The sequence below is a fragment of the Paenibacillus sp. G2S3 genome, from assembly GCF_030123105.1.
Classification (GTDB): domain Bacteria; phylum Bacillota; class Bacilli; order Paenibacillales; family Paenibacillaceae; genus Paenibacillus_AQ.
Map to the genome: position 1 here is coordinate 5,499,168 of NZ_CP126095.1, position 14,860 is coordinate 5,514,027.

Here is a 14,860-nt window from a genome sequence, read left to right on the forward strand (position 1 = left end):
TGCATCTACTTCATGCAGCTTCTCTTCCTAGTTCTAGTATAGGAAAGGGAATGACCCCCATCTATATACTAGTCTTTACTTTCGTATACACCTCTTGACTACTGCCAGGCTTGTCCCTAGAACGCACAAGAGAGAGGGAGTCTCCCCTAGGTTAGGTTGACTCCCCCTTCGCTTCGTTGAATTTTCATTTCTTCATTTTTCGATAAACCTAAGCGCACGTTCAGATTGATATTTAGCTAGACCTTTTGCGAATTGTTGATCGGGAAATCCTCTATGCTGTAGCTTTAAACCCGCTGAAGTTAATGATATATGGTGATGCAATTGATAAAATAACAGCCTATCCGGATCAAGCTTATCGTTCTTAAGATACCGATAGAAATCTCCAAATCGCATCTCCAAAAAACTATGCTCATGCTCAATATCAAAGAACGCTGCTCCTTCGATATCGATCAGAAAGGGCTCCAGCTTATCATTAACCAATACATGGTCAGGGCCCAGTTCCCCATGAATAAATCCATACTGCTTTCTAGGCTTAATTCTTGACTCAAGCTCATACAACTTATCGAGCAGTTTACTTTGATTAGACCCGATCTTCTCCACATGCTGAGAGGCATAAGCTAGCTGTACTTTCGCATTTTCCATTTGTAATGAATGACATTTTTCTGTACTGATCTCGTTAGCATTGGCTTTCCCAAAAAACTGCCTTTCGGTGGTATGCATAGTAGTAAGCATATCCCCCAACTGCTGAAACACTTTATCTTGAGCAGCTAACTCGGAATGTTTGAAAAAGGTTTCTGCCTTACGTCCATCTATATATTCAACAAGCGCATAATCAAATGGGTAACGATCTCTTTCCTTGTTCAGATCATAAAGTGCTGGGGTCTGAATTCCATGTTGTGTTAAATACTTATTGTTTAATTCAAACAAATCACTTCCATAGGACTGTTCATTTATATCTTCATTCGCTTTTTCTTCTTCAAAATAATTCATGGAAAGATCCCACACATACAAAACGCAGGAAAATCCATTACTGCACTCAATCTTGTAGACCACCTTTTGTGCGCCACCATGCATTCGTGAAACACGAGTAACTAAATAACTGGTGCCAAAAATCCGTCTAATATAATCCTGTAAGTCGGCCTGATCGAGATGATAGGTAACGTCCATTAACAACACTCCATTTATTAAGTTTTGCCGGCTTCACAATAGTAAATAAAATCCAGCCCAAAGTATAGACTTTTTCTTTCTGATCAATTATGATGTTGAATAAGGTCTTGAAAAAAATAAGCATACAAAAAGCCTTTGGATTTTATTCCAAAAGGCTTTTTTTTGATGAAAATTCTAGCCAATCCAACCCTTAAGTTATTTATAATTACTCAACTATCGTGTCCCGTTAGTATAATCAACTCTTGTTCAAAGACTGACCAAAGACTGCGTGAAAATGAAGATGTTTAGAATCTTGGTATTTCCCCAAATTTGTTATCACTTTACAAGCCCCATGTTCTGAAACGATTTGTGCAGCTATCTTCTTTACAATATCCATAATCTCAATTAACAGGGCATTATCTCCTTCTTCTAAAGAAATCAGTGATGGAATATGTCTTTTCGGAATTACTACAATATGCACTGGATAGAATGGACGAGTATGGTGCTATGCGAGTACATTATTTGTTTCCAATACTTTTTGTACAGGTGTTCGTCCACTTAAAACCTCTTCGCAATAAAAATCCTCAGTCATGACTATCCCCTCCACATCATTTCCCATTTTTTTGATATTTGTTACATTTCGTCAATATCCTACCCAATAGTTAACACCAAGCGGAGCAGCTGTCGCGGCATTCTGTTATGCTATCGTTCCCCGTTAGTTCAATAGTCTTATGTTTTAATTAGAGTCGCTGCTTATAGTTGTGAGGCTTGCCGAACCGCTAATGCAATGACGTCCCGACGGGCTTAGGGGGCTGGATGTGGTCACTCGCTTCTCAGAGTGACCCGGAGCGTCAATATGTTGTTAGCCGAAGGAAGTTCTGGAAGCAGCCATTGCATTTAAGGCGTTCTCAAAATAGCTATATACTTCATCTGCAATTCCCAGAAACTCTTCAACAAGTACATTACTATCCAAGTAACAAGCATACAGATAATCAACTAAAGCGGAGTCAATCTCACAATAGTTTAATATGGCATTCTTCATCTTAATAATGTCATCTTGCCATACACCTGTATCTTCTAAAACCAAAGAGTATAATGCACGAATTAATCTCTTAGAGTAACCTTTAATATATCTAGTTTTCATTGTGTTATCATTAGCATTAGAAAGTAAACTATGTATACGATCTACTTCCTCCTTGGTCTCTGTATTTAAGTCTAAAATGAACTCTGGAGAAATAATTATCGGTGGTACTTTTTCACCAACGTCATGACCATATATGCAAACACAAATTATCTTTACCCAAAAACCCCACTCATTTGGTTTACTTAGTACATCGTCAATCGAGCAAATTATCGTATCAATCTTAGTTACTACTGGATATTCTTCCAAAAGCCTGTCTTTAATATTTGACAATCTTTCGTAATCAATATCTTTGGGATTTACACATACAATAGTAAAGTCTGCATCTGACTTAAAAGGTTTAGCAGTTCCTTTTGGAATCGAGCCACACATATAAATGCTATGAATCTTACCTTTAAATTCGGTAAGTATATTATCTATATACTTATCAACAAAATCCTTATATTCACTTTGTATTACAATTCTATTTATAACTTTTTCTAATATCATATAGACTCCTCCTAAACTAAGAACTTCTTTCGGCTAACGTCTTTTTTGCGAACTTCGTAAATTCGTCATGACTTAAGTTATTCGCGAAATCATTCAACTATCCTGCCCGTTAGGTTAACCGCTTTTTGCTTACTATTGGAACAACCCTAGATTTTATTTGAACAAGATTGAGGTATCACGAGAATCAAAAAAGTACAAACGGACGTTGATGCTAACTAAATATTAGGACTCCAAATATAATAGTCAGTACCACAATAACTGTCAATGAGGCTACTTTTGCATAACGAATTGCCCCCTCAGATAGTTCAGGTTCTTCTTTATACATCCATCGTTTCCCCCATAATAAACTATCCTCAGGACAAAAATAAGTCCATATTAATACTCCATACATAGGAATCATAAAAATAAAAAACAAAAAAATTTCAGCTATCTTTTCCACTACATCACGCTCCCTCTACCATACCCCAATAATGGATTGGACAATTCTTATGGCCTCCAATAAGTAGGATTTCGTCTTATTTAAATATACCATATATTGGAACATTCCTGCCCGTTCAATGAAAAAAGCAGGATACCGTAGCTCCTGCTCATCAATGTGTATTATTGAACTATAGTGTCCCGTTAGCGCAAAAACTTAAATTAGGGACCGAGGGACGCTAGCCCGATGCGTGAATGATGTGTTACTGTCTTCTCGAAATCCTTACACTAGTTTCTTAGCTTCTATATGATCCCTATATTTATCATGTAGTTGAATATTCTTTGTTATCGATTCCCCAGTTTTCTTATCAATTATATCTGCTTCAAAATTCAAGCTCTTATAACCATCGAGCATTTCCAGAATTGAGTATATAACCTCCTCAACCAATTCCAATTGAATTGATTGAAGTTCTGAATGTTCAATTATTTCACCAAGTTTTTCATATTCCTTTTTGTATTCGGTCCAGTTCATTTTAGATTTTTTGTCCAGACTTCCTACACTTAGTTCAACATAAGTTTCTTTGATGTTCTCTAATTCTCGAAACAAACTATTCAGCTTATCATTTTCAAATAGCATTAGGATTCTCCTAGTTTGTTATTTCTTATTCACAGTAATTTCATTTAACCTCATATCTACGAACTTTGTAAATAAATACATATGTGTCCCGTTAGTTGAACAAGCACGCTTTCTTCTATTACACAATATCTTCGTACTGTGCATCATCTAACGGACAGTATAAATAAACTTAATACCAATAATGAACGAGAAAACAAGTCATCTCCTTATTGCGCTGGACATACATATTATTAAGTTTACTTTCTGTGTAGGGGGGCTCGGTTTGAGACTACTAATTCTCGTGGTGGGTATATTCTTACTTGCTCTACTTTGGACAAACCCCGATAGCTCGGATTTTGAAAAATGGGTCTATAAGAAAGAAGTGACCTATTTCCAAAGAAGCACTCCTTTAGAACCTGTTGGTTTTCGAAGTAAAAATTATTTGTTTTTCTCAGTACATGAACTATTGATTGTAAGGCAACAGACGGACCTTATGACTGAGTACTCCTACTACGGGGGTGTAGGTATATTTGGAATGATATTCCCAACTTCAACACCTGGAGTTGATGGCAAGCAGTCCCCTTTAAGTTGGTCCTTGAGCTATCGAGAAAAGTTAGTTCGATAAACCAACGGCAGTCTAGGATTTATTTCTCAGTTTTAGACAGCTGTTGGTTTTTAAATTTGAACCCTTAAAACGAGCTCTTTTGGAATTCGCTAGTGAGCAGTTTGCGTCAAATGCGACATAAAACCTCCACTTATCTTGTTCAACTAAACTTCCCGTTAGTTGAATAAATAAAAAACGGCTGCCGAAGCAACCGCTATTCCACTATAGTTACCCGTTAGTTTAATATCTCCCTTACTTATACCTACTTAATATTTCTTCTGGAATATGACAATAGTCATTTGGACATTTAGCTAATCTATCTTGATGTTCTTCTGCACTTCTCACATAGTTTGTGAGAGGTAATACTTCAACAACTATAAGGTCATAATCATTTCTCTCACTAAGAAACACCTTCGCTTCTTTTAAGTGTTCAGGCTTTTCACTATATACTCCTGTTCTGTATTTCTCGCCAACGTCCTGTCCTTGTTTATTCAAACTGTATGGATCAATGATTTCAAATAGATACCCCATTAGTTCCCTGATCGTTACAACTGTCGGATCAAATCCTGTTTTTACAGATTCGGCGTACCCATCATAATTACCCTCAAGTGTATGACTTGTTCCATTAACTCTTCCTGCTTCTGTAAACTTAACTCCAGGTAAAGTTTTTATAAAAGCTTGTACTCCCCATAAACATCCACCTGCAAAATATAATACTTCCATATTGACTCTCCTCTTCGTTTAAAAAGCCAAAAAATTCATTCCAACTAAATAGGAAGAAAAAACTGTAGTTACTAAGTCTACTACACATTAAAATAATGACAAATTTTCTTATTCCACATTATGTACCGATTGTTGAACACAAATTAAACAACACTGTTCAACTAACCTGCCTGTTAGCTTAATAAAAAGAGCAGGATACCGTAGCTCCTGCTCATCAATGTGTATTATTGAACTATCGTACCTCGTTAGTGCAAAGATTCTTAAAACACGAGCCCTCGTACAACTAAACCTGCCTATGAAGCTTGACGTTACATTCTGACGTTGTCGCAGGGACAAACTCTATATAATTCACAGAGCCGTTAAAGTTCAAATAAGCTTCATAACGCATGCGGATTGCGGGTAAAAAAATCACATCCAGAACATTTTCCTTTGGAACCCACCTGCAATCGCTCGTTTCATCAGAAGTAGCTAACTCTCCACCCACAGCTTTGCACACGAAATCAAACATGACCTTCGTAGGAACATCAGTCACACCGTCATACCACTTATGGATCGCTGTATTCGATACAACACTAATTAAATGGCTAACAGTGGCTTCTATTCCACTTTCCTCTTTGATTTCACGAATCACGCCATCAATCAGGTTTTCTCCAACTTCAGTTATCCCACCAGGATACACCCAACCATCGTCATGGGCTTTTACTAATAGGATATTTCCATTTCCATCTTCTACAATTCCGCCTGCCGATACAATATGTGTCGGAAACGCCATTCCAAGCCCCCCTAATACGCTATATTTGTATATTTATTCCACATAATCCCTGTACTTTCCTGCCCGTTAGTTGAACAAAGGCAGCCGATCAACTTGACTGACCGACTGCCTTATCATGTTTAAATAGGTATCGTTTCCCGTTGTTTAAAGTTCAGGCAATGAATCAATATGTGATTCGACTTCAAAAATAAAATCTTCGAGGTTATCGGAGTCAAACCAACCACTTTTTTTATTGATTCTATAAAGTTCTTGGAAACCATGATAGTCAATCAATGCTTTCCAACCATCTCTTGAAATCATCGCCTCTAATATCTGACAATAATCAAATAAACATTCAACTTCAGCTTTGTCTATTAAATTGGAATGCTGATATTCGGTCCCAGATGGTTCTGGATAAATTCGATATGCCAGCCATTTCTTATCCATCTTTTCCGCCACCACCTTAGCTCGATATATCAATTACAACTATCCTGTCCGTTAGTTGAATAAAGGCAGCCGATCACGGACTGATCGGCTGCCTTATCGTGTTTATTGAGCTATCAGTACCCCGTTAGCATAATGTTCTTAGCTAATTTATTTTCTTAATCAGGACTCGCTACATATTGTTAACAATAGAGATCTGCCAAATATTATACATTGATTTAAGGGCCAAGCTTTTTATTCGGCTAACTTTTTTCTGATTTTTCTCCAGAAGCCGTCGTTCCTCCGAGTAATATGCTTCTCATTGTAGATCAGTAGACTATAGGAAGACCACAGAGTAGATGTTCGAATAATTACATATGCGCCCATAGCGATCAAAATGACGCAAATAGGATAATAAGGGACTAGTGCGCCTTCAGAGATCCCCTTTCTCTCTAGCAAAAAGCCCATTCCGCCTACCGCCACCATGCCAGCACCCACGATGATCACAGTTGCGTACCTACTCTTCAATCTATTAAAACGTTCCGTCAACTGCTTCACATAACCTTGATCCAGCATAAGAGCCTCTTTATCCAGCACATGGTACCTTTCCTCATCTTTCAGTATGGCGGACACGAGAACAACTACACCCCCTGCCGCCAACAAAATAATAATAAGAAAGGAATAAATAACTGATTCCTTCCGAAGCATCAAATACGGAAAAAAAGCCATAATTAGAAGGAACACGCCTGTCGCAATGCGATTGGATGACTTTTGCTGATGAATCAAATACCCTTCTGCCATTTCTTGGCTGACATAATACCCACGCTCTTCAACGCCACCCTTTACCTCGCCTTCCTTTAGCAAATAATCGATGGACACCTCGAACAAGTTACCAATCATAAGTAGCTTTTCGGTTTCGGGGAACCCTTGCCCGTTTTCCCACTTGCTGACTGCCTGTCTGGTTGTGCACAGTTTTTCGGCCAGCACTTCCTGGGAATAACCTTTTTCTTTTCTAAGTTGCAACAATTTTTCGCTAAAAGACATAGACTTGCTCTCCTTTGCTATATGTTGCCTTAATTATAGAAAAACAATGGAGACAACGCTATATGATTGAGGTTGCGTTTGCGCCACTTGCAGTTGCAAATGTGTATTAAACAATAAATTAGACTATTCTCAACAGATATAACTATTTCCATCATCTGTGGTGCAGCAGTTGTACTACATGTATGGCTAACGATTATATTTTTTATTAAGAGACTCAACTTGACACATCTGCGACTTAAAAGATATTATAGATACAATAAGTATTTAATTGAGGTGAGACCATGAAATTTACAAAAGCGACGAATTATGCTCTGCACACCATGCTTGAAATTGGTGGACTTGATCCAAAAGTAACCTCAATTTTAACTTGAACTACTTATCTAGATTTGAAGAGTACGGTTCATTCCGTATAATAAGTTTTTTTTAACTTCATTATAGATATAAAGAGTCTTTAATATCTTCGAATAGGCAAATGGTTCCCAAAAGCTGAATTAGTGAAAAAACGCAAACGGAAATGGGGTGTTTAAATGGTATAAAGAAACCGAGAAATTTTTATATTCATTAAAGATACAAAGTATCTATTAAATCCCTTTTATGTAACTACAGCAAAGTTAACAAGAAGAAGGAGGTGAAAGAGATGGTAGAGATCGATAGATGTACGATCGCATGCTTAAGGAAATATAAGGTCTTAGATGACGTGATAAACTGATTAACCTATTCATGTAGAAATAAGTATCAAATTATCGAATTGAAAGGAAGATACGAATGATTTGTCATACAACGAATACCACATTCAAAACGGATTTGCGAAGCGAAGGGTTTACAATAGTGAATTTTTGGGCGCCTTGGTGTGGCCCTTGTCGTATGTTTGGGCCCATTCTCGAAGAGTATGACTTGGATAAGCAAGATGACGTGAGGATCCTCAAAGCGAATGTGGATGAATGTGCAGAGATTGGTTCCCAGTTTGGAATTTTGTCCATTCCCACAACCATTTTATTTAAAAATGGCAAGGCGATTGATAAAGAGATCGGGGTACTGTCTAAAGAAGGATTGAAACAGTTCGTTTCTAGCAATAGATAATAGGGAGTACCAGCAAATCAATGACCCATTCGTTTGCGAGTAGTGATAGCTATGCTGGTACTATCCCATATAAAAATACATCTTCCTCATATTAACAAGTCATATAGTTATGAAGACAAAAGATAAATAGGAGAAGAGACTATGAATCGTATTGCCATTTATTTATTAGCTTTAGGTGCCTTTGTATTAGGAACAGCAGAATTTATTGTTTCAGGTATATTAGAAATTATTTCAGGGGATTTGGACGTATCTATTTCATTGGCTGGGCAATTAGTCACCATATATGCCTTATTTTATGCATTTGGGGCACTTGTACTAGTTATGCTAACTGCAAAGTTTGAAAGAAAAAAAGTATTATTATACTCCATGATCTTTTTTATTGCGGGAACCATCATGTCTTTCTTTAGTGTTAATTTTAGTATGCTCATGCTTTCCCGTATTGTTCAGGCAATGAGTGGTGGTCTGTATTTCGTTATAGCAACCAATTACGCTGCTAGACTTGCTGAACCTACAAAACGTGGTGGTGCAATCGCAACAGTAATAACTGGATTTACAGTCTCTTTAGTGCTGGGTGTACCGATTGGAACCTTAATTGCTGCCTTTATGGATTGGCGTTATATCTATCTTATCATTGCTGCTGTGACACTTATCAATCTAATACTAATCAATAGATACATCCCAAAATTAGAGGGAACTAAATCAATCTCTTTGAAGCACCAATTGCTATTAATTAAAGATAAGCAATTAATTAGTGGTTTATTAACTACCGTATTTTTTTTCCTCGCATACACCATGGTCTTTGCTTATATAGCTCCGCTTTTAAGTAATGTAGCTGGGTTTTCAATTAAAAAGATAAGTACAGCCCTTTTCGTATTAGGTGTGTTTGCTTTCATAGGCTCACGGTTTGGTGGGTATGCGGTAGATAAATGGGGACCCGTTCGAACCATTTACATTAGTTTAATCGTTCACGCGGCAGCTTTATTCCTATTAACGGTAACAGCAACTTCGACGATAGGTGTTCTCCTTACATTTATGATTTGGGGGACTGCTGCATGGACAACAACGCCTGCAAATCAATTTTATTTAATCTCCATAAAACCACAATCATCAGAAATTGTCTTAAGTTTCAATACTGCTTTAATGAATATTGGTATGACATTAGGTGCAGCTTTAGGTGGAGTCGTGATTGAGTATACATCCATTCAGAATTTGGGTTGGATTGGTGGATTAATCGTATTACTTGCGTTAGTAATTGCATTTTATTCGTTTGCGTTGAATAAAAAACATGATGCAAATGGTATAAATAGTTGATTTAGAATTTCCGTTTCCCTCGCCTTAAACCTGTCACAATGCGCTATATCTTGTTTTTCAGGATTCATCAAATGAACATCAAATCATACATAATTTCGCCACTCAAAATTTGAGAAGCGAAGTATCCACAGATTTATCGCATCTCAAATTTTAAATAAAGCCTATATTCCGCTACTCGGAACATAGGCTTACATTATCCTTATTCCTTTAATACTCACCTTTGATTACAAAATACGAGCCACGAATTGTACCGGCTAGTTTAGACTTCTGTCTAGCAAACTTAAACTTCTCTTCTAACTCTTTGGGTATCTCCATTCCCTCAGAAAGCTTAAAACCAACGGCCCGCTTCTTAGAATCATCAACCGTATACATGACATTAACCTCAAGACCATCTTCATAAAAAACGTAGGTGAATTTTATATTTTCCACTTGAAAACGCGATGTTTCTAAAGGTTTGGCCGCAAACACAATATTACGTTCTTCTTTCAAAATTCGGTTCACATAATCAAGGCTCTCCTGACTTTCACTAGCTGGGACAACTGTAAATTCATGCTCGTACTTGTTCATAAAGTAACGGGCTTCATTAGCACGTAAACCAGCAAGTGCTTCTGCTACGGGTGAAGACTCAACTCCGACCGTAGACACATTTTTAAAATCAACAATATACGTCATTTCCATCTCTCCTTTTCTCTCATTATTCCCTATCAACAGGATTACAATAACTAAAAATTTAACTATATTATATCAAAAATAAGCATCTAGGGACTTAGTCATCCCCATAGTTTCTAGCGACAGAGCATAGAGATTTTAAGGTCTTCCTGTATACTTCTCCAGTTCTGCATAAGTCCCCTTTTTACTTGCGCGGTTAACGATTAGACCAAATATAATACGCTGTATCCAAAATGGAATGCCGACGATTAGTGTGTTTTGTAGTGATAACACCTGACGCATTCTCTCAACCTTCTGCGTGATCCAGCCCTTGAATACTATTGTGATCAATCGAGCTCCGCGCGGGAGAATAGATCCCGAATCACCGTCTCATCTTCGCAGGCCTGCTTCAACCGTACCGCGAACCGCTTAATAGCTTCGCTATTCTCCGAATAAGCACAGAACATATCCGCTTCCGGGTCAAAATGAATCGTATCTACCCATTCAGGCATATATTCGTTCACAAATACAGCTGCCAAAGAAGCCCAATCGTACCCATTACCTTCAAACCCTTCGTCTGCCCGGGCCTCGAACACTTCCGATCGGTAGCTACCAACATTTAGAATGACAGACATGCCTCCACCCTGCTGATCCACGAGTATAAAAGGGGCAACGTCCTCTTCTGCGGTTTCCGCCTCCAGCCGTGCAATAACCTCAGAACGGGCTTGATCCGTGAAGCGAAGCACCTCGTTTTCCTGAATGATCAATCCTTCCCGTATCCGCCCATCCAGCCAATCGCTGATCCAGCCGGGAGCATACCCGCCTTGACCGAACTCGCCGCCAAAAGCGATCATTTCCTCATATACATCCAGATATTGTTGACGGCTCGTATTCGGATAAGAGCTTGTGTACAGCCAGAACTGCACATCGTACATCAGATTAGAAAGCTCATCCGCATGAAAGGAAAAGTGTCCCTTCTCTTCAACGATTCGGGTGCAGACTTTACGGATCTTCTGCTCAAGCTGATCCACCTCAAGCACATGGCTGCACAGCTTCGCGAGCAAAGGCGAGAATTTACCTACGGCTACTTTGCGCAGATCCTCCTCTTTATCTTCTTGAGAGGTATCGTATTGCTCCTCACTCACCAGGCCGCGTATAAACGTCTCGAAGTCTTTGGCCAGGAACGTAATCTCATAATCGTCTTCCTGATCCACATGAATCACCTCGGGTTCGCCGTCCCTCCCGCAGTTCCGGTAATCCAGCATCACGACATCATGGCCTGCCGAAGGGCAGTCACAAATCACCACGCCGATGTCAGGATATCCCCACTCCTCAATCATGAACGGGCTGCCGAGATCACCGCAGAGTGAATAGCTTTTCTCGCGTCCGATGCCCATAATGCCCGTAACCGCAATATGATCCTCGGCCCATGAGGTCGCATCCTCCGTCGGAAAACAAGTAGTATAAGGAACTCCCCCATTGTGCTGCTTCATCAGACTGATATAAGAGGCAGGAAGCTTGTAACCGAGTTCTTCTTCTACAGAAGCAATCAGCTCATCCGAAGGCGGGGCAGAAACATATTCTTTTAGCGCATAATCGCTATCGTCCCAAAAATCGGAGAGATCCATCCCTTCAAATGGAGTTGAAACCGGCCCCGAATCATTATGCTGCTCTCTGATTGCCTGTCTGGCTGCGGCGTGTTGTTCTTTGCGTAGCTTGCGCTGGCTAAAGTTCAGTAACATGGCCGTATTCCCATCGTCAGGATCGAGGTCATGGGCGATACCCAGCACTCTCACTGCTTCCTCATATCGATTCAAATAGTAGTAGGAATATCCCACACGAAAATGCCACAAACGATCATTCTGCCCCTGTTCCGCAATCCTCGCAAACTGTTCAAGCGCTTCTTCATAACGTCCCAGATTGTTATATGCTCTTGCTAGACTGCTGACCACCTCGTAATCTCTTTCCTCTGGAGGAATCTCCATCAGGGTATCTACAATCTTCTGGTGTTCATCATCTTCATGCCACTGTGTCAGCTGCGCGATTAGTTCGTTGTCCATGGTCTACCTCCCCCAAGCGTATAATCAAGTTACTAGAATATAGAGTAATATGGTTTTCCCTATTCTACCAGATGGGATCAAGACTGGCATTCAGCATGCGTAGGATCATGAGTAACGATTCAGATCTTTTCTCAAAAATGTTTCTCTAGTCAAGCTCAAAAAGGCTTCGATTGCAGGCGAGATCCATTTCTCTTCATGCCAAAACATTTGGGTCGCAAACGAAGTGGCGGTCAAATCCCACGGCAACGGAACCAGTTCTCCCCGATTCACTTCTCCTATCACGGCCATTTCAGGCAATATGGCAATGCCCATTCCTATTTTCGCACATTGTTTAATAGCCTCAGCACTGTTAAACTCCAATTCGGTAATTCCCCCCATGCCCTTCTGTGAAAGACTTCGATCAAAAAAAGTGCGATAGGAACATCCCTTTTCCGTCAACAATAAGGTCTCGCCATGAAAATCTTCAATGGCCAATGCAGTATGTGCAGCCAAAGGATGATCTGGTGACACCAATAGATAAAAGGGCTCATCCAACATTTTTTCACGGCAAAATCCTGTCTCGCCCTTGTCTTCACCCAGCATAAAAATAATGTCAGTTTCCCCTTCACGCAAGCTCTGTTTGAGGTTCGAATTAGCCAGCGGTCGAAACATTAACCGAATTCCTGGATAGCACAAACGAAACTGACGCAATACAGCCGGCAGCCGATACGTACACAACGTTTCATCGGCACTTATGACTACCGTACCCGTTAATTCGCCGGATTGCTTGACGGCATGCTGTGCTTCTTCAACCATACTCAATATGTTATCTGCATAGCGCAGGAACGTTCTCCCTGCATCGGTCAAAGTCACATTTTTACCCAATCTGTCCACCAACTTGACACCCAATTCTTCCTCTAAGGCCTTCATTTGCATCGTAACCGTTGAAGGGACATAGTTCTGCACTTCTGCAGCTCGGGTAAAGTTGAGTGTGGAAGCAAGCGTATAAAAGGTTTTTAATTGGCGCAATTCCATCGAGTTCCCGCTCCTTAATTCAAAAAAAATGAACGTTCTATTCATAAACGTTTCTTTGACTTAACAATAGCCGCATCGTAGAGTGATGACAAGGAAGGCAGTCCATAGATATGAAAAGGAGTTTTTTATATGAGAGATTATGAAATTTATGAAATAGGAGATGTTCTGCTGCAATCCGGTGAAACTCTACCAAATGCCATTCTCGCCTACAAAACATACGGCATACTAAATGCAGCCAAAAATAATGTGATTGTATATCCCACCTGGTTTGCCGGCTTGCATACTGATAACGAATGGTTAATCGGACCTGGAAAGGCACTGGATCCAGAAAAATATTTTATTATCGTCCCTAATATGTTCGGCAATGGACTCTCCTCCTCGCCAAGCAATACGCCATCACCCTATCATCAAGCAAATTTTCCACTGATTTCGATTTATGATAATGTGCGACTGCAGCATCAACTGGTGAATCAAAAGTTCGGTATTGCAGAAATCGCCCTCGTTGTAGGTTGGTCACTAGGGGCTGTGCAGACCTTTCAGTGGGGGGCAAGCTACCCCGATATGGTAAAACGAATCGCTCCATTCGGCGGGACTGCCATGATCCGGCCTCATGCAAAGGTTGTATTTGAAGGAATGATCGCTGCCCTTCAGGCTGATTCTGCTTGGAAAAATGGCTTTTACACGCAGAAACCCAAAACGGGATTGGCAGCGATGGGTCGAGTCTACGCAGCTTGGGGGTTTTCTCAGGCTTATTATCTAGAGCAGCTCTATCAGCAAGAGGGCTACCACACACTAGAGGAATATCTCGTCGATTACTGGGATCAAGTATTTTTGACCTTTGACGCTAATGACCTGATCACCATGTTACGTACCGGAATTACAGGTGACATTAGCGCTAATCCGATGTATAACGGCGATTTTGAGCTTGCATTAAGCAGTATAACAGCACGGGCCCTAGTTATGCCGGGAAGTACAGACCTTTTCTTCACTCCCCAGGATAACAAAGCTGAAGCACGTCATATACCAAATGCATTCTTCCTTCCGATTGAATCCAAGTGGGGGCATTGCGCAGGCATTGGACAGCATGAACCAGATTCCGTATTTATAGATAAAAGTCTAAAAAGTTTCTTGCTTGAATGAAACTGAATTGGATCATTCGTGAGAAGAGCTCTTGAAGTCTTATGGGGTATACATAATGATACTACAGGATAAGTGGTTGTTATGAATGGTTTATCGTTTATTCAATACTTCACTGTAGCCAAATTCTCTGCCACCTCTTGCGAAATCTTACCAGCATTGGTCAGAATCTCTTGGTCATTGAACTTCCGTCAAATAATTTTTAGCTACTGATATATCACCTTTCCTGACCTTATAACCTTTCTAAATGTCTAAT

The 14,860-nt window shown here is 39.8% G+C and carries 16 protein-coding genes and 2 pseudogenes; 4 read left to right on the forward strand and 14 right to left on the reverse strand.

The genetic code is table 11. The annotated features are described in order from the left end of the window. Positions 1–192 precede the first annotated feature (192 nt). From QNH28_RS24155 to QNH28_RS24175, 5 genes and pseudogenes are all read right to left on the reverse strand, one after another. Positions 193–1,122, reverse strand: a complete 930-nt coding sequence (locus QNH28_RS24155) for an aminoglycoside phosphotransferase family protein (protein WP_283912250.1) — start codon at positions 1,120–1,122, stop codon at positions 193–195. Between the two features lie 280 nt (positions 1,123–1,402). Beyond that, positions 1,403–1,738: pseudogene (locus QNH28_RS24160) on the reverse strand (HIT domain-containing protein). Between the two features lie 270 nt (positions 1,739–2,008). Then, positions 2,009–2,776 carry a nucleotidyltransferase domain-containing protein gene (locus QNH28_RS24165; RefSeq protein ID WP_283908869.1) on the reverse strand — a complete coding sequence of 256 codons (768 nt, stop codon included), beginning with the start codon at positions 2,774–2,776 and terminating at the stop codon, positions 2,009–2,011. 211 nt (positions 2,777–2,987) lie between these two features. Then, the gene (locus QNH28_RS24170; protein WP_283908870.1) at positions 2,988–3,215 is read right to left on the reverse strand and encodes a hypothetical protein; all 228 of its coding nucleotides are present in this window, start codon (positions 3,213–3,215) and stop codon (positions 2,988–2,990) included. A 261-nt stretch (positions 3,216–3,476) separates the two neighbouring features. Next, positions 3,477–3,830, reverse strand: a complete 354-nt coding sequence (locus QNH28_RS24175) for a hypothetical protein (protein ID WP_283908871.1) — start codon at positions 3,828–3,830, stop codon at positions 3,477–3,479. 262 nt (positions 3,831–4,092) lie between these two features. Between QNH28_RS24175 and QNH28_RS24180 the strand changes: the two genes are divergently transcribed. Next, on the forward strand, positions 4,093–4,434 hold the full coding sequence (locus tag QNH28_RS24180) for a hypothetical protein (RefSeq protein WP_283908872.1): 342 nt from the start codon (positions 4,093–4,095) through the stop codon (positions 4,432–4,434). Between the two features lie 231 nt (positions 4,435–4,665). Here the strand turns inward: QNH28_RS24180 and QNH28_RS24185 are convergent, their stop codons facing one another. The 4 genes from QNH28_RS24185 to QNH28_RS24200 form a co-directional block, all read right to left on the reverse strand. After that, a complete protein-coding gene (locus QNH28_RS24185; protein ID WP_283908873.1) occupies positions 4,666–5,136 on the reverse strand; it encodes a peptide-methionine (S)-S-oxide reductase in 471 nt (156 codons plus the stop codon). A 283-nt stretch (positions 5,137–5,419) separates the two neighbouring features. Further along, positions 5,420–5,908, reverse strand: coding sequence for an NUDIX hydrolase (locus QNH28_RS24190; protein WP_283908874.1), 489 nt, complete (start codon positions 5,906–5,908; stop codon positions 5,420–5,422). 144 nt (positions 5,909–6,052) lie between these two features. After that, entirely contained in the window at positions 6,053–6,334 is a 282-nt protein-coding gene (locus QNH28_RS24195) for a hypothetical protein (protein WP_283908875.1), read from the reverse strand. A gap of 231 nt (positions 6,335–6,565) precedes the next feature. After that, on the reverse strand, positions 6,566–7,354 hold the full coding sequence (locus QNH28_RS24200) for a helix-turn-helix domain-containing protein (RefSeq protein ID WP_283908876.1): 789 nt from the start codon (positions 7,352–7,354) through the stop codon (positions 6,566–6,568). 765 nt (positions 7,355–8,119) lie between these two features. Between QNH28_RS24200 and trxA the strand changes: the two genes are divergently transcribed. Together trxA and QNH28_RS24210 are read left to right on the forward strand one after the other, a co-directional pair. Further along, positions 8,120–8,434, forward strand: coding sequence for a thioredoxin (gene trxA, locus QNH28_RS24205; RefSeq protein WP_283908877.1), 315 nt, complete (start codon positions 8,120–8,122; stop codon positions 8,432–8,434). Positions 8,435–8,575: 141 nt separating this feature from the next. Then, the gene (locus tag QNH28_RS24210; RefSeq protein ID WP_283908878.1) at positions 8,576–9,745 is read left to right on the forward strand and encodes an MFS transporter; all 1,170 of its coding nucleotides are present in this window, start codon (positions 8,576–8,578) and stop codon (positions 9,743–9,745) included. Between the two features lie 207 nt (positions 9,746–9,952). On the opposite strand, the gene QNH28_RS24215 is transcribed toward QNH28_RS24210, so the two are convergent. The 5 genes and pseudogenes from QNH28_RS24215 to QNH28_RS24230 form a co-directional block, all read right to left on the reverse strand. Beyond that, positions 9,953–10,417, reverse strand: a complete 465-nt coding sequence (locus tag QNH28_RS24215) for a DUF8821 family protein (protein WP_283908879.1) — start codon at positions 10,415–10,417, stop codon at positions 9,953–9,955. 135 nt (positions 10,418–10,552) lie between these two features. Continuing rightward, positions 10,553–10,744, reverse strand: a complete 192-nt coding sequence (locus QNH28_RS24220) for a hypothetical protein (RefSeq protein WP_283908880.1) — start codon at positions 10,742–10,744, stop codon at positions 10,553–10,555. Next, positions 10,741–11,049, reverse strand: coding sequence for an immunity 51 family protein (locus QNH28_RS29760; RefSeq protein ID WP_481858404.1), 309 nt, complete (start codon positions 11,047–11,049; stop codon positions 10,741–10,743). Before QNH28_RS29760 ends, QNH28_RS24220 begins: the two co-directional genes overlap by 4 nt. Positions 11,050–11,091: 42 nt before the next feature. After that, positions 11,092–12,453, reverse strand: a pseudogene (locus tag QNH28_RS24225) (SMI1/KNR4 family protein); the annotation flags it as partial. 105 nt (positions 12,454–12,558) lie between these two features. Beyond that, the gene (locus QNH28_RS24230; RefSeq protein WP_283908882.1) at positions 12,559–13,467 is read right to left on the reverse strand and encodes a LysR family transcriptional regulator; all 909 of its coding nucleotides are present in this window, start codon (positions 13,465–13,467) and stop codon (positions 12,559–12,561) included. Positions 13,468–13,596: 129 nt separating this feature from the next. Here QNH28_RS24230 and QNH28_RS24235 point away from each other — a divergent pair, with 129 nt between their 5' ends. Continuing rightward, a complete protein-coding gene (locus tag QNH28_RS24235; RefSeq protein WP_283908883.1) occupies positions 13,597–14,607 on the forward strand; it encodes an alpha/beta fold hydrolase in 1,011 nt (336 codons plus the stop codon). Positions 14,608–14,860: the final 253 nt, after the last annotated feature.